Origin of the sequence: Chryseobacterium limigenitum, from assembly GCF_900114875.1 — a bacterium.
GTDB lineage: Bacteria > Bacteroidota > Bacteroidia > Flavobacteriales > Weeksellaceae > Chryseobacterium > Chryseobacterium limigenitum.
This window is the reverse complement of sequence record NZ_FPKW01000016.1, coordinates 42,582-61,708: the sequence shown is the minus strand read 5'-3', so window position 1 is coordinate 61,708 and position 19,127 is coordinate 42,582. Positions and strand designations below refer to the sequence as shown.

General features: G+C 34.0%; 20 protein-coding genes. 12 read left to right on the top strand and 8 right to left on the bottom strand.

Features of this window, described 5'->3' with window-relative positions:
* Positions 1 to 108: 108 nt before the first annotated feature.
* From BT156_RS16620 to murI, 5 genes are all read left to right on the top strand, one after another.
* Complete coding sequence (locus BT156_RS16620; RefSeq protein WP_072411744.1) at positions 109 to 1,188, top strand: PASTA domain-containing protein; 1,080 nt, start codon at positions 109 to 111, stop codon at positions 1,186 to 1,188.
* A 73-nt stretch (positions 1,189 to 1,261) separates the two neighbouring features.
* Positions 1,262 to 2,335 (top strand): RluA family pseudouridine synthase, encoded by a 1,074-nt coding sequence (locus tag BT156_RS16615; protein ID WP_139255506.1) that lies wholly within the window; start codon positions 1,262 to 1,264, stop codon positions 2,333 to 2,335.
* Positions 2,336 to 2,386: 51 nt separating this feature from the next.
* Positions 2,387 to 3,337, top strand: coding sequence for a PorP/SprF family type IX secretion system membrane protein (locus BT156_RS16610; protein WP_072411741.1), 951 nt, complete (start codon positions 2,387 to 2,389; stop codon positions 3,335 to 3,337).
* 50 nt (positions 3,338 to 3,387) lie between these two features.
* Positions 3,388 to 4,512, top strand: coding sequence for a radical SAM family heme chaperone HemW (hemW, locus tag BT156_RS16605; RefSeq protein ID WP_072411739.1), 1,125 nt, complete (start codon positions 3,388 to 3,390; stop codon positions 4,510 to 4,512).
* A 186-nt stretch (positions 4,513 to 4,698) separates the two neighbouring features.
* On the top strand, positions 4,699 to 5,529 hold the full coding sequence (gene murI / locus BT156_RS16600; protein WP_066752264.1) for a glutamate racemase: 831 nt from the start codon (positions 4,699 to 4,701) through the stop codon (positions 5,527 to 5,529).
* A 41-nt stretch (positions 5,530 to 5,570) separates the two neighbouring features.
* On the opposite strand, the gene BT156_RS16595 is transcribed toward murI, so the two are convergent.
* Complete coding sequence (locus BT156_RS16595) at positions 5,571 to 6,170, bottom strand: nitroreductase family protein (protein ID WP_072411737.1); 600 nt, start codon at positions 6,168 to 6,170, stop codon at positions 5,571 to 5,573.
* A gap of 82 nt (positions 6,171 to 6,252) precedes the next feature.
* Here BT156_RS16595 and BT156_RS16590 point away from each other — a divergent pair, with 82 nt between their 5' ends.
* Entirely contained in the window at positions 6,253 to 6,600 is a 348-nt protein-coding gene (locus tag BT156_RS16590; RefSeq protein ID WP_072411735.1) for a winged helix-turn-helix transcriptional regulator, read from the top strand.
* Here the strand turns inward: BT156_RS16590 and BT156_RS16585 are convergent.
* The 5 genes from BT156_RS16585 to BT156_RS16565 form a co-directional block, all read right to left on the bottom strand.
* Complete coding sequence (locus BT156_RS16585; RefSeq protein WP_072411733.1) at positions 6,597 to 7,175, bottom strand: RsmD family RNA methyltransferase; 579 nt, start codon at positions 7,173 to 7,175, stop codon at positions 6,597 to 6,599. The genes BT156_RS16590 and BT156_RS16585 overlap by 4 nt on opposite strands.
* An 81-nt stretch (positions 7,176 to 7,256) precedes the next feature.
* The gene (locus BT156_RS16580) at positions 7,257 to 7,973 is read right to left on the bottom strand and encodes a DUF3822 family protein (protein ID WP_072411732.1); all 717 of its coding nucleotides are present in this window, start codon (positions 7,971 to 7,973) and stop codon (positions 7,257 to 7,259) included.
* Between the two features lie 18 nt (positions 7,974 to 7,991).
* The gene (locus BT156_RS16575) at positions 7,992 to 8,486 is read right to left on the bottom strand and encodes a Smr/MutS family protein (protein WP_072411730.1); all 495 of its coding nucleotides are present in this window, start codon (positions 8,484 to 8,486) and stop codon (positions 7,992 to 7,994) included.
* A gap of 7 nt (positions 8,487 to 8,493) precedes the next feature.
* A complete protein-coding gene (locus BT156_RS16570) occupies positions 8,494 to 8,988 on the bottom strand; it encodes a metallophosphoesterase family protein (RefSeq protein ID WP_072411728.1) in 495 nt (164 codons plus the stop codon).
* Entirely contained in the window at positions 8,989 to 9,438 is a 450-nt protein-coding gene (locus BT156_RS16565) for a hypothetical protein (RefSeq protein ID WP_072411726.1), read from the bottom strand. It lies immediately after the preceding gene.
* A gap of 76 nt (positions 9,439 to 9,514) precedes the next feature.
* On the opposite strand from BT156_RS16565, the gene BT156_RS16560 reads away from it, so the two are divergent.
* Complete coding sequence (locus tag BT156_RS16560; protein ID WP_072411724.1) at positions 9,515 to 11,059, top strand: serine hydrolase; 1,545 nt, start codon at positions 9,515 to 9,517, stop codon at positions 11,057 to 11,059.
* A gap of 63 nt (positions 11,060 to 11,122) precedes the next feature.
* On the opposite strand, the gene BT156_RS16555 is transcribed toward BT156_RS16560, so the two are convergent.
* On the bottom strand, positions 11,123 to 11,599 hold the full coding sequence (locus tag BT156_RS16555; protein ID WP_072411722.1) for a SixA phosphatase family protein: 477 nt from the start codon (positions 11,597 to 11,599) through the stop codon (positions 11,123 to 11,125).
* A 113-nt stretch (positions 11,600 to 11,712) separates the two neighbouring features.
* Here BT156_RS16555 and ruvX point away from each other — a divergent pair, with 113 nt between their 5' ends.
* The 5 genes from ruvX to BT156_RS16530 all read left to right on the top strand — a co-directional run bounded on the left by ruvX (position 11,713) and on the right by BT156_RS16530 (position 15,346).
* The gene (gene ruvX, locus BT156_RS16550) at positions 11,713 to 12,129 is read left to right on the top strand and encodes a Holliday junction resolvase RuvX (RefSeq protein ID WP_072411721.1); all 417 of its coding nucleotides are present in this window, start codon (positions 11,713 to 11,715) and stop codon (positions 12,127 to 12,129) included.
* On the top strand, positions 12,126 to 12,698 hold the full coding sequence (gene def / locus BT156_RS16545; RefSeq protein WP_072411720.1) for a peptide deformylase: 573 nt from the start codon (positions 12,126 to 12,128) through the stop codon (positions 12,696 to 12,698). The genes ruvX and def overlap by 4 nt, the downstream gene beginning before the upstream one ends.
* 102 nt (positions 12,699 to 12,800) lie before the next feature.
* Positions 12,801 to 13,361 (top strand): DUF5606 family protein, encoded by a 561-nt coding sequence (locus tag BT156_RS16540; protein WP_072411719.1) that lies wholly within the window; start codon positions 12,801 to 12,803, stop codon positions 13,359 to 13,361.
* A 333-nt stretch (positions 13,362 to 13,694) separates the two neighbouring features.
* Positions 13,695 to 14,468 (top strand): nucleoside triphosphate pyrophosphohydrolase, encoded by a 774-nt coding sequence (mazG, locus tag BT156_RS16535; RefSeq protein ID WP_072411718.1) that lies wholly within the window; start codon positions 13,695 to 13,697, stop codon positions 14,466 to 14,468.
* Complete coding sequence (locus BT156_RS16530; protein WP_072411717.1) at positions 14,468 to 15,346, top strand: hypothetical protein; 879 nt, start codon at positions 14,468 to 14,470, stop codon at positions 15,344 to 15,346. The genes mazG and BT156_RS16530 overlap by 1 nt, the downstream gene beginning before the upstream one ends.
* A 68-nt stretch (positions 15,347 to 15,414) precedes the next feature.
* Here BT156_RS16530 and BT156_RS16525 read toward each other — a convergent pair whose 3' ends face one another.
* Positions 15,415 to 19,116, bottom strand: a complete 3,702-nt coding sequence (locus BT156_RS16525; RefSeq protein WP_228430170.1) for a metallophosphoesterase — start codon at positions 19,114 to 19,116, stop codon at positions 15,415 to 15,417.
* Positions 19,117 to 19,127 lie beyond the last annotated feature (11 nt).

Sequence of the window (19,127 nt, the reverse complement as noted above, 5' to 3'; positions counted from 1 at the left end):
ATAAGGGAAATTCGGAAAATTTGAAACCAAAAATGAATTGTGTTAAATAAAAAGGACTTTCTAAAATTATTAATTATATTTGCCGTTATAATTAAAGTCTTTTTAAGTATGCTTAAATCACTTTTCAATTGGAAAGTTTTACTGAACTTATTAGTAGCCATCGCAGTTTTTGTTGGGTTGGTGTGGCTTACGTTTCGTTGGTTAGAGTACCATACGAAACACGGTCAGGAAACGCCGGTTCCGAATGTAGTTAATAAATCTGTATACGATGCTGTTAAGATATTAGAGGATGCAGGTTTAGAATATTCTGTAGACAGTGCTACGTATGATCCTAAATATAGAGCTTTTCAGGTTCTTAAAATGTCTCCGTTTGCAGGCTCTCATGTAAAAGACGGCAGAGCAATTGAATTGAGAGTAAATCCTAGAACTTGGGCACCTGTTGCGATTCCGGATGTTATTAATAAATATTCCGGACTAGCCTTCCAGAGAATAACTCAGGTTGGGTTAAAGGTTGGAGATACTATTTTTGAACCAAGTATTCAAAAAGATGCTATTCTTCGAGTGCTATTCAAAGGAAATGCAGTAAAACCCGGAACATTGATTCCTAGATTCTCAACGATTGATGTTGTCGTAGGTTCAGGACCTATGAGAAATATCTCAATACCAAATGTTGTAGGATTAACTGTGAAAGAGGCAAGAGGAGTTATTGCGAGAAGTATGTTTGAAGTTGGTCTTGTAGAGCATGAAGACGGAAGTAAAGACGAATCTGATATTATTTATTATCAGGATCCTGCTTCGGGAGATGTCAGGGATCAGGGTATGCAGATGGATCTCTGGGCGAGTAAGAAAACTCCGGCTGAATTAAGTGCTAAAATAGAACAGTTAAATTCGATATACCGTATGAAGGTTGATACATCATTACCTCCTGTACGTTACGAAGAAGTTCCAAATTATCAGTCAGCTCCGGAACCTGTACCTGTTGCTCCGGCACCAGTACAAAGAACGGAACCTGCGAAGGCAGAACCTAAGCCGGCAACTACAAAACCTGCCGTTTCTGCAACTGAAAATAGGGCAAAAGCTTCCGCAGGTTCTAGTGCGAATACAGGAAGTAATAATAAAACACAGGCTACAGGCACAGCGCAGCAACCTGCTCAAAAGCCGAAAGCTAAAAAGGTAGTCGTAGAATAATACCTACTTATTATAAAAATTAAGGCTTCAACTTTCATAATGTTGAGGCCTTTTGTGTAAAAAAATAAAAATAATGACAGAAGATAACGAAGATTTTTTAGATGAAGAATTATTAGATTCCAACAGTATCGATTCTATTGATATTGATGAGGAAAATAGCGGGCTATATGAACATCTTAATATCACTGTTGATAAAAAGCAAGAACCATTAAGAATAGATAAGTTTTTATTAATTTATCGTCAGAATTCTTCACGAAATAAAATATCACAAACCTGCAGAGCCGGAAATGTTGTGGTAAACGGATTACCCGTAAAACAAAACTATCGTGTAAAACCCGGAGATCAGGTTTCAGTATTGCTGGCACATCCTCCAAGATTAAATGTTATTGTTCCGCAAAATATTCCTATTAATATTGTTTATGAGGATGACGATCTTGTGGTTGTAGATAAAAACCCCGGAATGGTTGTTCACCCCGGATTCGGAAACTGGGACGGAACATTAGTAAACGCTCTTGCCTACCATTTTGAACAGAATAATGAAAAATCTGATCTCGACAGAGTCGGGCTGGTTCATAGAATTGATAAAGATACTTCAGGATTATTGGTTATTGCTAAAAATGAATATGCTTTAAGTTTCCTTGCCAAACAATTTTTTGAAAGAAAAACCAAAAGATTATACTGGGCTTTTGTGTGGGGAAATGTGAAAGATGACGAAGGAACAATAACCGGACATATTGGAAGACATCCTAAAAATAGAATGCAAATGCACACCTATGTAGACGGAAGCCACGGAAAACACGCTGTAACCCATTATAAAGTCCTTGAAAGATTTAAGTATATGACTTGGGTGGAATGTAAATTAGAGACGGGAAGAACCCATCAGATAAGAGCGCACTTCAAACATATTGGTCATACACTCTTTAATGACGAAAGATATGAAGGTCATACGCCTCTGAGAGGAGTTAACCTGCCTAAGTATAAGCATTTTATAAAAAACGTATTCGAGGTTTTGCCCAGACATGCGCTTCATGCCCACACTTTAGGATTTATACATCCAACTACCAAAAAGGAATTGTATTTTGAGAGCCCAATGCCCCAAGATATGACGGATGCTGTAAAAAAATGGAGAAATTATTTAGAAAACTAAAAATATATTGAGAATTTTTTTATATTTGTTGAATTGAAATCAAGATTTGTTATGAGAAAACTATATGCTATGGTGTGTTTGGCTCTTTTGTCAAATGCATATAAAGCACAAGAAACATTACCATACTATCAACAATATCTTTTGGATGGTGAGTTCCTGTTCAACCCTGCACAATACGGTAAAACGGACTATGTTCAGCTTAATCTTAACTACCAACAACAATTTTCAAAGTTTAGCGAGTCTCCAAACGTACAGTCTGTGGGGATCAACGCTAACGTCTTTGATAGAGTAGGTGCTGGTATTTCTGTTTTTAGAGATAGTAATGGACCTATCTCGGCTGGGGGTATTACAGCTGGTGCTTCATATTTCATTCCTCTTAGCAGTGAAGGAGACAGAAAAGATCAATTCTCTTTCGGTACAAGCGTAAGCTTTTATAATATGAATTTTGATTACTCAAAGATTAATACTGAAGATGCGTCTGATCCTTTATTACAGGGTAGTGAGAGTAATATCTTTATGGCTTATGCCAACTTTGGGGTAGCGGCTACGTATCACAATATCTTTGCAGGTGTTTCTGTGAATGATATCGCGTTAACAAATGACGAGTCTATCATTAACGGTCGTGAGCCTTCTCCTATCAAATTCTTCTTAAACTTAGGATATGACTGGCATTTTGCAGATAACATGTATGTAACACCATCTGCATTAATCAACCTTAATACAAACTCTACAAGAACAATTGATTATAACTTGATGGCAACGTTCTTCAACGATATCAATGCATTCTCTTTTGGAGTTAACTATAGATCTGTTCAGAATAGATTCGATAGCCAACAATTAAGTATTTCTCCAATCGTTAAAGTAAGATTTAACAAATTTATGATCGGAGCAAGTTACAATCTTGGATTATCTGATATTCAGCAATATGGAGGGAATAGCTTCATGATTGGTCTGGGTTATAACTTTGATAACTTCATTAATCATAGAGGTTATAGATATTAATCAATTTAATTTAAATAAATTTGAGCTCTGATTTTTTCAGAGCTTTTTTTATGATTTATATTCACATTCCGTTCTGTAAGCAAAAATGCAGCTATTGCAACTTTCATTTTTCAACATCTTTAAATTTTAAGGATGAAATGATTGCTGCGATGAAGAAAGAGATCTTTTTACGAAAAGATGAACTTCAGAATAAAAATCTGCACTCCCTTTATTTTGGTGGTGGGACGCCTTCTATTCTCTCTGTTGATGAGATCAATTCTATTATTGATGAGGTTTTAAAGCATTTCAGCTTTGAAAAAGATATTGAAATCACCTTGGAAGCCAACCCCGACGATTTAGATAAAAGCTTTGTAAGAGAACTTTCAAAATCACATATTAATAGATTGTCGATCGGAACTCAAAGCTTTTTTGAGGAAGATTTAAAACTGATGAATCGCGCACATAATGCTTCCGAAGCAGAAAGTTCTATCAAAAGAGCGCAGGATTTTGGCTTTGAAAATTTAAGTATTGATCTTATTTACGGTTCACCGACCTCCAATCTTGCCATCTGGAAAGAAAATTTAAACAAAACAATCGCCTTAGAAGTTCCCCATATTTCTTCTTATGCACTAACAGTTGAGCCAAAAACTGCTTTGGAAAACTGGATCTCGAAAGGAAAAGTTGCTAATCCGAAGGAAGAAGAGCAGAATGAAGAGTTTTATTATCTCTCAGACTTCCTAAAAGACAACGGTTTTGATCATTATGAGGTGTCGAACTTTGCAAAACCTGGTTTTTATTCAAGACATAATTCTGCATATTGGAAGTATAAGGAGTACTTGGGAATCGGGCCGTCTGCACATTCTTACAACGGTCATGATGTCAGAAGTTGGAACGTTGCCAATAATCAGCAGTATATTAAGAAATTAAACTCCAATATTTTAGCTAAAGAAACAGAAATTCTGTCTCAGAAAGATCAGTTTAATGAAATGATCATGATTGGTTTAAGAACAATTTGGGGTGTAGATCTTGAAAGTTTGAATAATAAGTTCTCAAATAAGATTTTAGATACGTTTCAAAATGATATTAAATCTAAAGTTTCTGAAGGTATTTTAGTTATTGAAAATAATCATCTTAAAATTCCTGAAAAACATTGGTTTATGGCGGATGGGATTGCTTCGGATTTGTTTATAGTTTAAAATTTTAGTTAATAAGAATAAAAGTTAAGATGCTTCGACTCCGCTCAGCATGACACTTGTAATACTAACTGTTTTTTTAGCCGTTAATTTGTAGCGATGTCATGCTGAGCGTAGTCGAAGCATCTCTTTCAAAGATGATATATTGTCGCACAAAATTTCTTATTTTTGTATAAAATTTCAGCTCACTTGAAAACTAAAAAAGTAAATTACTCGCATCTTTCAGCAAAACAGCCTATCGGAATTTTTGATAGTGGGGTTGGGGGGTTAACGGTTGCTAAAGAAATAAAAAGGCTTCTTCCGAATGAAGATCTGATCTATTTCGGAGATACAAAACACCTTCCGTACGGTGAAAAATCAAAGGAAGCGATCATCGAATATTCTACAAAGATCACCAACTTTTTGTTGGCTCAAAACTGTAAAGCGATTGTAATTGCCTGCAACACGGCGACGGCGAATGCTTTGAATGAAGTGATGCAATCTGTTGCCGGAAAAGTTCCCGTAATTGATGTAATAAATCCTGTTGCAGAAAAAGTTTCGTACGAAATTCACAATAACGTTGGAGTTATTGCTACAAAAGCAACTGTGAATTCAGGTCTGTATAAGAAAAGCATCAGAAAGCATAATAAGTGGATCAAAGTTGATGAATTAGCAACGCCTTTATTGGTTCCGGCTATTGAAGAAGGTTTTAAAAATCATCCGATTACCCATGCAATTATTTATAATTATTTAAGCAACAGTAAATTAAAAAATATTGAAACATTAATCTTGGGATGTACACATTATCCCTTGTTGATTGATGAAATCAAACAATATTACGGAAACCGCGTTCGTGTAATTGATTCTCCGAATATTGTCGCCAATCATTTAAAGATCATTTTAGACAAATATAACCTTCTGAATGAAGGCAATTCTAAGCCCAATTATTATTTTTATCTCTCAGATATCACCAAGAATTTTGAAAAGATCTCTAAAAAATTCTTTGGCAAAACCATCGATTTAGAATTAAAAGTATTATAAAAAACAAAAGCTGCTTCACACCGAAACAGCTTTTTTTGTAATTAAAATTCTAAAATTACTTTTTCAGCTTTTAATCTTGTTTTAGGATTCAATGTAGGTTGATTGCTATCTTCCTCAGACCTTTTTCCGATTGCAACAGCAAATAAGGTTTCATACTTCTCGTTTTTTAAAATCTTATCGTATTTTTCTGGCTCAATTCCTTCCATCGGGGTAGAATCAATTCCCATATCCGCACAAGCAGAAAGAAAGACTCCCAAAGACAGATAAACCTGATGTCCAAGCCATGACTTTATGGCTTCCTCACCTTTTGATTTTACAAAGTTCTTGTAATAAGTAATAGAACCTTCGTGAAGATTTTCCTCAATTTGTTCTTCGAAATCTTTTACGTTTTTAATTACTTGGAATACAATCAATTGGCTGCTATTCAAAATTTTCTCTTTGTTAAAATAAGAAGCTTCTGCCAATTCAGTTTTAATTTCAAGATTATTTACAAACACAAAATTCCATGGCTGGCTGTTGATGGAAGATGGGCTCAGATTTAAAATCTCTTTCAATTGTTCTACCTGTTCTTCGCTGATGATTCCTTGAGGGTTATATTTTTTTACAGTATACCTCGTTTTCATTTTGTTTAAAAAGTTCATAATTTATACTATCATTTTTATAGTTACAAAATTAATTTAAGTTTACTAACTTTGCAATAACGGTAAAAAATGATAGTATAAAATGTATAAAGTAGATGATAAATCATATCCTTGCTGCACCAGCGTCACGATGAGATTTATAGGAGGAAAATGGAAAGCAGTAATTTTGTTTTATTTAATTGATGGAGCAAAAAGATATAACGAATTAAGAAAATTAATCCCCACAATAACGGAAAGAACATTAAGTCTTCAGTTAAAACAATTGGAAGAAGACAATATTATTGATAGGAAAGTTTTCACAGAAAAGCCGCCTTTAATGGTAGAATATTCATTAACAGATTTTGGAAAAACATTACTTCCTGTCTTAACTGAAATTACAAAATGGGGGCAAGGCGCTGTAGAAATTTCAAAAAAAATAACCAAGAATTAAATTTCCTGGTTATCTGTTTCTACTGTATTGGGTTTAAAAAAACTGAAACTCACGTTTCCGTATTTTCTGGTTTCTAAAAAGTTGGGATGATCAAATTTCAGTCTGCTTTGATGTTCAACGATCAGAACACCGTTTTCTTTTAGATATTTATTATTTAAAACTAAAGAAAGCAGTTCGTAGTATTTTTTTTCTTCCATCTCGAATGGCGCATCAGAAAAAACGATCTCAAAAGATTTTTTATTTCTGAATTTTTTTAACCAGTCAAAAGCATCTCCTCTCTGAACGCTCACCTGTACAGACATATCAAGCTCTGCGGCAGTAGAATTAAGGAAAGAAGTGTGTTTGGGATTCATTTCTACAGACGTTACGTCTTTGCAGCCTCTCGACGCAAATTCAAACGTGATAGACCCGATTCCTGCAAAAAGATCCAGCACAGAGATCGACTGCATATCATACGTATTTTCTATGATACTGAACAAAGCTTCCTTTGCAAAATCCGTTGTCGGTCTTACATCAAAATTCTTTGGAGCTGCTATTTTTTTGGCTTTCCATCGGCCGGATATTATTCTGTACATGTTTTGTAGGGTTTAGGGATTAAGTTTTAGGGATTAGGGAAATGCAAACAGAACTAAGCCCTGTTTCCTAAATCCTAATACCTAATTTAAAATGAAATTCTTATTAGGAATATTATCAAATACAATTTTCAGATTCTTTACAAATTTTTGTAATTCTGAAATAAAGGTTTCATTTTCAGTGGTTTCTCCGTAAGCAAAAAAGTTGGTTTCGTTGATTCCAAAACCGATTTTGCTTAAAGTAAACATTACAAAATAAAGAAAATCTACCTCCGAATTTACATCCAGATTATTGTATAAGATGATTTTTTTATTGTCAATGGCAAAAAACTCACACTGATTGTGATACAAATTAATGTGAATTTCTTTGTTATTTTTATTATTAATCGAATTTAAAAACTTTTCCCCAGAAAAATTAAAATGAACAGGAATCGCCAATTCTTTTATTTTCTTATAAAAAGTTTTCGGAAAAGTATAATAAAACTGAACCTTGAATTTTTTATTCACAGAAAGCATCAGCTCTTCGTTTTCTTTGTCTACAGGAGCGTTGAAAGCAATCAGCTCAAAGCCTGCGTTATGCTCTGAAAATCCTTCAGGCATTAGAGTAAAATGGTTCAGTGACGAGATTACATGGATTTCGTCAAATCTTTGTTTTATGAGAATATCATCCAGTTGATCAGCAATGAAATTTTCCGGAGTTTCCTCTGTCACAAAATAAGATTTTTCCTCCAAAATGCTTTTATTCTTAGCTATTTGGTAGATCAGCCCGTCTTTGGTAAAAAGTAAATTAAGTACGTTCATATTACAATTGTTGCAAATTTAGTGAAATTCTACCATTACCGCACCCGATTGATGATGAAGTATGTCTTTATTGTAAAAATCCAGATTACTCTGGCTTTCTAAGACATCGAAAACCATTCTCTGAAGAACTCCATCGCCAATTCCGTGAACGATTTCCAGTCTTTTTAAATTGTTTTTTCTGCAGAAAGTAATGGTTTCTAATAGTTTTTCCTTTTGAATAAACAGTCTTTCGAAACTGTCATAATCATTAGGGTTTTTGACTAAATTATGAAAATGTAAGTCCAAAACCAAAGCATTATTTTGGTGTTTTTTTGAAACAATTTTCTTGGGCTCGGGCTTTCTTACAACTTTAATATTTTCATAAAGATCAGCATTTTTCGGAACTAATTTCTCTTTGGAATATTGATAAGTGAATCCATATTCATCTTTAAAAACCACAGTTTTTCCGTGAACGGAAGTCACAATTCCACTTAAATCTTCGTCTACCACAGAAACTTTATCGCCAATCTTCATATTTAAATTATTTTGCACCCAATTCAATAACCTCCAGATCTTTTATTTCTTCACCATCGACCACAAAACGCATCATTGTTCTCATTTTATGCCAGCCTTGTTTTCCGCAAGCTCCGGGATTAAGGTGAAGAAGATCATTTTTTTTGTCATACATTGCCTTTAAAATATGAGAATGCCCTGAGATAAATAATTTCGGAGCTTTTTCTGCAATTTCTTCTTTTGCTAAAGGGGTATATTTTCCGGGATAACCTCCTATATGAATCATTAAAACTTCCAGATTTTCACAAAAAAACCGATTTACTTCAGGGAATTCAGAACGGATTTTTGCATTGTCAATATTTCCGTAAACACCTTTTAATGGTTTAATTTTTTCTAATTCTTCAATAATCTCGAAGCTTCCAAAATCTCCGCAATGCCAAATTTCATCAGCTTGTCGGGCATATTCTAAAATTCGGTCATCAATATAGGAATGAGAGTCGGAAAGGAGGAGAATTTTGGTCATTTATCTAAAAGTTCTTTCAGTAATATTTTCGTCATATTTTTCTTTGAAAATAGCAACGCGTTCTGGATTTAATTCACCTTCATTATTGATCACTCTTTCTTTTAATAACCATTTGATCAGCTTTTCCATTCCTTTTCTGGAATTCATGAAATTGGCGATTTTTGAAATATCTGTTGTCTCTACCGTTACTTTTTCAGTCAGAAATTTCAGGATAAAATAATCGTCTTCCATGTATTTGGGAGTCTCATTATCCATATATTTCCACATTAAAATTTCATCGTCATCTTTCATTGTAAAGAAAGAATATTGAAAAACATTGATCTTTTCTGCTTTTAAAATCTGCTTTCCATCAAGAAGAACTTTATCATCTTTTATCACAACTTCTTGCGAGAAATAAAAATTAAAACTTAATAAAAATAAAAATAAGGCTAATAGTTTTTTTGCTGTCATTTTTTAGTGTTTAAATCGAAATGCAAATTTACTTAATAAATGTTGAATTGATTAACTTCGTAAAAATTTAAAAATAATGAAGCATAACTTTTCTCTGTTCTTTATTTTTCTTTCTCTGATGTCTTTTGCGCAGGTTGAAGAAAAAAAACTGGACGAATTGATCCAAAATACGTTAAAAACTTTTGATGTTCCCGGAATGTCTGTCGGAGTGATCAAAGATGGTAAACTAATCTATTCTAAAGGGTTTGGGGTACGTTCTTTAACAACAAAGCAGCCGATGGACGACAATACTTTGGTGGGAATAGCTTCCAATTCAAAAGGTTTTACCTGTACAGCCTTGGCGATTTTAGCGGATGAAGGAAAGCTGAGCTGGGACGATAAAGTTTCAAAATATATTCCTGAATTTCAAATGTATGATCCTTATGTTTCTCAAAATGTTACGATTAAAGATTTAGTCACCCACAGAGCAGGATTAGGCTTGGGACAAGGTGATTTGATGTTTTTTCCTGAAGGCGGAAGTTTAACGGTGAATGATATCGTTCACAATGTACGATATTTAGAACCTGAAAATCCTTTCAGAACAACTTTAGATTACAATAACATCATGTTTATCGTTGCCGGAGAAGTGATTCACAGAGTTTCAGGATTGAGCTGGGCAGATTTTATCGAACAGAGAATTATGAAACCCGTTGGGATGACCTCAAGTTTCGGAAGCTACAACAGAGCAAAAGCCATAACCAATAAAATTGATGCTCATGCACCTGTAAATGGAAAAGCGATCGCAGTTCCTCACGACTGGAACGAAACAGCCAACGCAGCAGGCGGAATCATGAGTAACATCAAAGATATGACGACTTGGGCTGAATTTCTTTTGAACAATTTTACGACGAAAGACGGCAAAAAATTAGTTTCAGATAAAAATGTTCAACAGCTTTGGAGTTTACAGATTCCGGATAAAATAGCTGCGAAAAATCCGTATGATACAAGTTTTTATGGCTATGGAATGGGTTGGTTTTTAAGTGATGTTAAAGGTCACAAACAAGTTCAGCACACAGGTGGATTGATCGGAACGGTCACTCAGTTTACATTAATTCCGGATATGAAATTAGGAATTGTAGTCTTAACAAATCAACAATCTGGTGCAGCTTTCAATACAATTACGAATACGGTAAAAGATTCTTATTTAGGTGTTGCAGATAGGAATTGGCTTAAAACTTATGGTGAAAGAATGGCAAAAAACGAAGCCGTTTATGAAAAACAAAAGAAAGAAGCTTTTGCAAAATCTGAGTCATTTAAAAAAGATAAAAATCTTCAACCAAAAGCAGAGCAATTTGTAGGAAACTATAATGACGTTTGGTTCGGAGATGTAGAAATTTCTCAACAGGGGAATAATTATAGAATTTCGTGCAAAAATTCTCCTAGATTAAAAGGTGAACTTCTTCCATATTCAAGCAACTCTTTCATTATTAAGTGGGATGACAGAAGCTATGACGCCGATTCTTATATTATTTTTAATTATGATGAAAACGGAAAAGCAGAATCTGCAAAATTGAAACCTATTTCAGATATTACGGATTTCAGTTTCGATTTTGAAGATCTGGATTTGAAGAGAAAGTCTTGATTTTTAAATATTGTAAAAGCTCCAAAATGTTGGAGCTTTTTTATATAAGAGAAATGTATTCAATCAAATTTTCCCGGGCTCATAAAAGAATAATAATTTCTTATTCGCTCCATCAAACTCAGCCCACGAATTGCAGTCGATCTCAAAACCTGCAACACCGCAAGTCGGAAAATGAAAAATATCGTCAGAAATGGAATTCGCAAAGTTAGAAATCCCATTATTATGTGAGAAAATAGCTACGGAATCATGATCGTTATCCAAGTCATAAATTACAGATTCAAAATTTCTTTCCGAAGGATTATACAGTTTTTCATCAGTCATAATGTTGATCTGATAAGCTTGATTGAAAATTTTGCACGTATTCAAGGCACGGACAGCCGGGCTCGATACCAGATAATCGATCGAAATTTTATTGTTCTTTAAAAATCTGGACATATTCATAGCATCTTCTAACCCTTTGTCTGCCAGAGGTCTGTCGAAATCCTCCGTTTCTTCCGGCCAGTCGCTTTTTGCATGTCTTACAAGGATGAGTTTCTTCATAATTTCGTTTTTGGAAGATTAAAATTATAAAAAAAATAATGGAATGAAACATGATTTATAAAAAAAACTACGTGATGAATAAAATCATTAAAATTTACTAAATTTGCAAACTTATGGGACAGATCCTTGCAATAGACTATGGAAAGGCTCGCTGCGGTATTGCGGCGACAGATGACATGCAGATCATTGCGAGTGGTCTAGACACTGTACAAACTCAATTTTTGATGGAATTTTTGAAAAAATATTTCACTGAAAACAGAGTAGATGATATAGTTGTAGGGCTTCCTACAGATTTGAAAGGAAATATTTCAGAGATAGAAACTGATATTCTAAAATTTATAGAAATATTTAAAAAAGAATTTTCAGATATACCCGTTCATCGCTTAGATGAGAGATTTACGTCCAAAATGGCTTCGTTTTTTATTTCTCAAAGTGGGAAAAGCAAAAAACAGAGACAGGAAAAAGGATTAATAGATAAAGTAAGTGCAACCATCATATTGCAGAATTTTTTAGAACAAAGAACAAGATGATTTTACCGATAAGAGCCTTTGGGGATCCTGTTTTGAGAAAAGTAGGCAAAGATATAGACAAAGATTATCCCGAATTACAAGAATTGATAGACAATATGTTCGAAACCATGAACAGTGCCAACGGAATTGGTCTGGCTGCTCCGCAGATTGGTCTTGATATCCGTTTATTTATCATAGATGTTTCTCCATTAGCTGATGATGATGATTATGAGGATATTAAGGATGAATTGGTAAACTTTAAAAAAGTTTTCATCAATGCTAAAATTCTTGAAGAATCCGGCGAAGAATGGAAATTTAATGAAGGATGTCTTTCTATTCCGGACGTAAGAGAGGACGTTAAGAGAAAAAGTAATATCCTTATAGAATATTATGACGAAAATTTCGTTAAGCATACGGAAACTTTTTCCGATATTAGAGCCCGCGTAATTCAACATGAATATGATCATATCGAAGGAACGCTGTTTACCGACCATTTAAGCTCTTTGAAGAAGAAATTGGTAAAAGGTAAATTAACAAAGATTTCTCAGGGTGATGTAAGTATCAGCTATAAAATGAGATTTCCAAAATAGTTAAAGAGTAATTAAGTAAAAAAATAATAAACTGCAAAAAGCTGTCACGCCGAGCTTGCCGAAGTGTAAAAGCCGATTGCTACATTTAAAAAAAATAAAATTATGCTGTTAGAAAAAATAATTTCAATCTCTGGAAAACCAGGACTTTACAAATTAGTTTCTCAATTAAGAAACGGTTTTATTATTGAAGATGTTACTACAAAAAAGAAAGTAAGCATTGGAAACTCTAGTCAAGTAAGTTTGCTTGATAATATTGCAATGTTTACGTTTGACAAAGAAGTTCCTTTGTTTGAAGTGTTTGAAAATATTGCTAAAAACCAAGATTATAAAGAAACTATTTCTCACAAATCTACAGATGCTGAATTGAAGGATTTCATGGGGCAATCTCTTCCAAATTACGATACAGAAAGAGTTTATGCTTCTGATATTAAGAAATTGGCTCAATGGTACAATATCTTACACAAAGCGGGATATATTACTCCTGAAAGTTTTGTAAAAGCTGAACCTGAAACTTTAGACCCGGTAACTGGAGAAGTAACTTTAACAGATAAGGAAGCTCCTAAAAAAGCAGCTCCAAAGGCTGATAAACCTGCTGCTCCTAAAGCGAAAGCTTCATCTGGTGCAAAAGCAGCTACAAAAAGTACACACAGAAAAATGGGATAGTCTATCTATCTGAATTTTTAAATATAAAGCCTTGTTGAGAATTTTCTTGACAAGGTTTTTTTGTTTAATTAAATTGGTTTAACGGAAAGGCGCAATTTTTTTTTACTAAATGTTTTAAGGCGCAAGGATTTTATCGGAGATAAAATTTAAAAATTTATATAGCAGACTTACTGAAAATCTTTGATTTTCTTGCGCCTTGATAACTTCATAGTATATAAAACTTTGCGCCCTTGCGAATAACCAACCAATTTATATTTACGATTCTTTTTGTTTTTATTACAAGAATATTACAGAAGATTTACCTTAAATTTGTATCACTTTCAACTCCAATTTATGAATACCAAACAGGAAAAACTAGAAGCTTTCGGAAGATTGTTGGATATTATGGATGATCTGCGCGAAAAATGTCCGTGGGATCAGAAGCAAACGTTAGAATCTCTTCGTCATTTGACTTTGGAAGAAACGTACGAGCTTTCGGATGCTATTTTGCAGGGCGATTTGCAGGAGATCAAGAAAGAATTGGGTGATGTACTGCTTCATCTTGTTTTCTATTCGAAAATAGGGTCTGAAAAAGAAAGTTTTGATATTGCTGATGTAATTAATTCTTTGAATGAAAAATTAATTTTCCGTCATCCCCATATTTACGGTGATGTAGAAGTGAAAGATGAAGAAGAAGTAAAACAGAACTGGGAAAAATTAAAATTAAAAGAAGGAAATAAATCTATCTTGGGCGGAGTTCCGAAAAGTCTTCCGAGTATGGTAAAAGCGTACAGAATTCAGGATAAGGTAAAAGGAATCGGCTTTGAATTTCACGATGCTGAAGATGCCTGGAAAAAAGTAGATGAAGAAATTCAGGAATTCCATGCAGAAACTGATCTTAATAAGAAAGAGCTGGAATTAGGCGATGTGTTTTTCTCATTGATCAATTATGCGAGAATTTCAGGAATTAATCCCGATTCGGCGTTGGAAAGAACTAATCTGAAATTTATCTCAAGATTTCAGAAAATGGAAAATATAGCTTTAGAGAAAAATGTAAAGCTTGAAGATATGTCTCTTGAGGAAATGGATGTGCTTTGGGAAGAAGCTAAAATATTAAATAAAAACTAATGAAAATGTATATTTTTTGTGCGATAACTTCACTTTTACTTCTTGGATGTAATCCTAAAAATCAAACAGAGCAACCCAAAGAAGATACCTTGAAAGTAGAATTTTCTTTACCTAAGAAGTTAAAGGAAGTTTCCGGAATTGCTTTGTCTCAGGATAAAAAAACGATCTGGGCAATAGAAGATCAGGGAAATAAAAATGTTGTTTACGGATTAGATACTCAAGGCAACTTGGTTGCTGATGTTTTGGTTGAAAATGCTGAAAACGATGATTGGGAAGATATTACAAAAGATTCTCAAGGCAATATTTATATCGGAAATTTTGGAAATAATGATAATGACAGACAAAATCTTTCGATCTTAAAATTAGATTTAAAAGATGCTGCTCAAAAAACGGCTAAGGCTGTTCAGACTACAAGTTTTCATTATGAAGGACAAACGGAATTTCCTCCAAAAAAATCAAATTGGTTGTATGATTGTGAAGCTTTCGTTGAAATGGACGGAAATTTTTATCTGTTCACGAAAAACAGGAGCAAAGGTTTTGACGGAACTTTTCTTGTTTTCCAAATTCCTAATAAAGAAGGCGATTTTGAAGCTAAATTAATAGGTAAACTGAAACTGCAGGGCGGTTACAGCGATGCTGCGATTACTTCTGCAACGATCAACAGTACAAAAGATAAGATTGTATTATTGACTCATAAAAATATTCATGTGCTTTCAGGATTTACGGCGAATGATTTTAATTCGGTCAAAATTCAGAAAATACCCTTAAACCATAATTCCCAAAAAGAAGCAATTGTTTTTGTTGATGATAAAACATTACTGATTGCTGATGAAAAGGATAAAAAAACAGGAGGGAATGTTTATAAGTTCTCTTTTTAATTGAAAACAAAAATCCGCAGAAATTATCTGCGGATTTTTTATTTATCTTAATGTTTCAAATTACATTTTTAAAACGTCATCCCCACACCACCGGAAATTCTTCCGCCATCCGAACCATAGAAATAATTCAATCTTGCGGAGAACATTTCTACAACGCTGATCCAGAATCCAACTCCGGCAGATTGATGCCATCTGTTTGAATATTCGTTATCATTCCAAACTCTTCCAATGTCGTAACCAACCAAAATGCCCATGTTGGCAGGGATAATCGTATTTCTTATTCTCCCGAAATCCCAACGGATCTCTGAATTATTGGTAAAATAAGATCTTCCTGAGAATCTGTCGTTTCTGAAAGCTCTCATGCCATTATTTCCACCGATGGCTGCAGCCTGGTAAAATTCAAAATTATTATTGTTGATCCACATGACGTTACTCGAATTGGCAAAGACGAAATTTCCTCTTTTATCAAGTCGGTGATCAATAGTTAATGTTCCGTTTAATGTTAAAAAGTTTTTATCGAAATTTGAAAGATTGGTTTTCCAGTCGGCATTCACAAAGAATTCCAGCCCTAGGGTCGGGAAAGCATTATTATCTAAATTTTTAAAACTAAAAGTGTAGTTTGCTCCCGCAAATTGTTGACTGTTAAAAACTTCAGGCCTTACATCAGGCGACTGGTCTACAAAGCGGTCGCCGTTTCTTTGTACTTTATTATTCTCAAAAGTAAGCTGAAATTTATTTTCCAGATTCATCCAGCTTTTTTTGGAAATAGATGGCGCAAAATTAATTTTTGAAATTCTGGCTCTGTTGTATTCTCTTTCTACATTTTCTTCATCATATTCATTTTCATTAGACAAACCAAAGAAGTTTTCTGAAAACCTTGGAGTCGTAAATGAAGCATCTAAGTTAAAATCCCAATCAGAAATTGCTTTCTTAAAAATTCCTTTGTAGACTAAATTAAACCCGCCCGTTGCAGTATAGAAATTAGCTTTTAAACTGTGTTTTTGAGTATAAGGATCGCGAATGAAATTATTGACCGTATAATTTGCCAAAACACCAATAATCAAGCCGTCATCAGGGTTGTAATCGGCATTCGGATAACCTGCTACAAAATTATATTTCGGGTGTTTATAATTGTAGGTATTAACATCATAATCGTCAGAAATATGTTTCGCTCCGGAGCCTGTGTATGTGTTTTTCTGAGATTTAAAATCATAGATTTTCACTTTGCTGCCGTTAGCAACATTATAAACGTCATGGTTGTAACCTCCGATCAGTCGGATGTTCATTTTTGGTCTTCCGTCTCCTGAAACTTCATAAATATCATCATCTTCCAAACCGTAAATCCAGAGTTCTTTTGTTTTAGAATCATTATAAGTTTTTTCAAAAACCAACTCGGGGTTTTCTTTGTTTTTGTCTAATTTATATTGTTTTACTTCAACAGAATTTTCGTTTTTCGTAATTACAAATTTATCAGGATTAACGGTTCCGGCTAACGGAACTTTTTCCTGTAAAACATCAAAATATCTGGTTGCGTAATCCTGTAATTTGGTTTTTCTTAATTTTAATTTTCGTTGAATATCTGCAATCGTCTCATCTTTTACTTCTTTCGGAATATTATTGAAAGCTTCATCAATATCTTTATCCGTAAGATGTTCCTGAATATATTTTGCCTGTGCGATCCAGTCTTCCTCGGTAGAACCTTTTAAAAACACTAAATCTAGCGGATAAGGCTCCATATTCATCCATTTTACATTTTTAATATCATCTTTAAATGTTTTCATGTGACGAATTGCGGGAACATTCATGATAATTTTGAAGGCAGCTCCGTCATATTTACTGAAAGCCTGATCTCTGTCTCTCGCGATCGGTTTGTAAATAACTTTGTCACCATCCTGATATTCTGCCCATTTCCATTGGTCTGAATGCCTGTCCCAATCACCGATCAGCATATCGAAAATTCTCGCTCTGATATAAGATTCCTGATCTACCGAATATTTGTAATTTTTGGTAAAATTTTTCAAAACGTCGTCGGTTGAAAGAATATCTTTTGCATTATCAAGAGACTCTAAAGTTTTTGGATCTGAAGAAAAGCGTTCTTCAATCATGTACATTTCATCTCCGTAATGTATGTTAAATTCGCCTAAACCTTGTTGTTTAGGAATATAAAATAATCGTGGATTACTGTGAAAAATATTAATCTTATCTGCCATATTTCCAACGGAAAATGGAGTAAATGGATGATTGGTAGTATAAAAATCCAGCAAGAATTTTTCCGGGAAAGTATTGTTTAATTCATTTCCAAAAGTACTTTTTTTGAAAGCCATATTATTAAGGAAGCGAACGGCGCTTTTCTTAACACCTCTCATTACGAATTCCTGTCCGTCTTTAGATTTTAGTCTCAAACTGTTGGATTGATTTCCGCCACCCTCTCTAAAAGGAGTATAGCCACCATCCAGCTCAGAAATATTGGTTGTTGGAGCTTCAATTGGCATTCCGTAGTAATTTCTGTAATGCTTGCCCCAAAGCCAAGTGTAAAATTTTCCTTTTTCGGTTAGTTTCTTAGGATAAATTGTAGATGAAACAGTAGGCGGAAAAGAAGTCGGATAATTATTTATAAACAGATCAGGTTTTGAAACAACCGAAATATGACTAAGCTTTTGAAATTTATTATCTTTTGTTGAAAAAAATTCTACATCAGAACTTTGATCTTTTCTCATATTTAAAATAGCAAAACCATTTCCTCCATATGAAAAGTCACTTTTTTCAGCAATCGTTGCAGGATCGGTCTTTGATCCGGCTCCGCTAACGATTTGTCTGATATTTCTCTGCTCGTGATATTGTAAATTATGATCGTGCCCTGAAACAAAGATCACATTTTCTTTTTCCTGAACAATACTTTTCAATCTATTAGCAAGATCAGCATAATGCTGATTATTAATATCTTCTAAACTTGCGCCTGACGAGCTTCTCAACACATTAATTAAACTGGCCACTCCCGGAACCGGAACTTTACCTTTTAAAGGATAAAGATGAGATTTCGGAGAAGTATAGCCTGCATGAGTTCCGCTGCTGATAATGGGATGGTGAAGTGCAACAATGATTCTTTTGTCCTGATTTTTATTAACTAAATCTTTAAATTCCGTGAAAAGATCTTCGCGGGTTTTGATGTTGCAGTTTTTATTGATTCCCGGATATTGATCCCAATTGACCAATGCCCATTCTGTATCAATTACAATTAGTTTAATATCTTTGGTGAGGTTGATATCATCAATCGGGCACGAGTTTTTGGGTAAAAAAGATTTTTTATCGTTTAAATAAGATTTAACGAAATCTTCCTGCGCTTTTAATCCCTCCAAACCGTGATACCAATCGTGATTTCCCGGGATAACCAATGTTTTTCCCTTAAAATTTTTCGTAATTGAAAGCTGATTTTCCAGCTTTTGTTTTGCCAGAGCATAATCTTTATCAGATTCTTTCGGCATTCCTGAAGGGTAAATATTATCACCCAAGAAAATCAACATTGATTTTTCGTCTGCAGAATCTAGTTTGTTTTTAAGCAGATTCAACGTATTTTGAGCCTGAACTTCGTCTGCATTTCCCGCATCCCCGATTAAAAAAATTTTAAAGTCATTTTCAGATTTAATATCAGAATTTTTAACTTCAAATAAGTTTTTACCCTTTTTTACGTTATATGTTGCGCAAGAATAGACAAGTCCTGCGAACAATAATAGTCTAAGGATAATCGGAATTTTTTTTAGATGATTTTTCAAGGATAAATTCA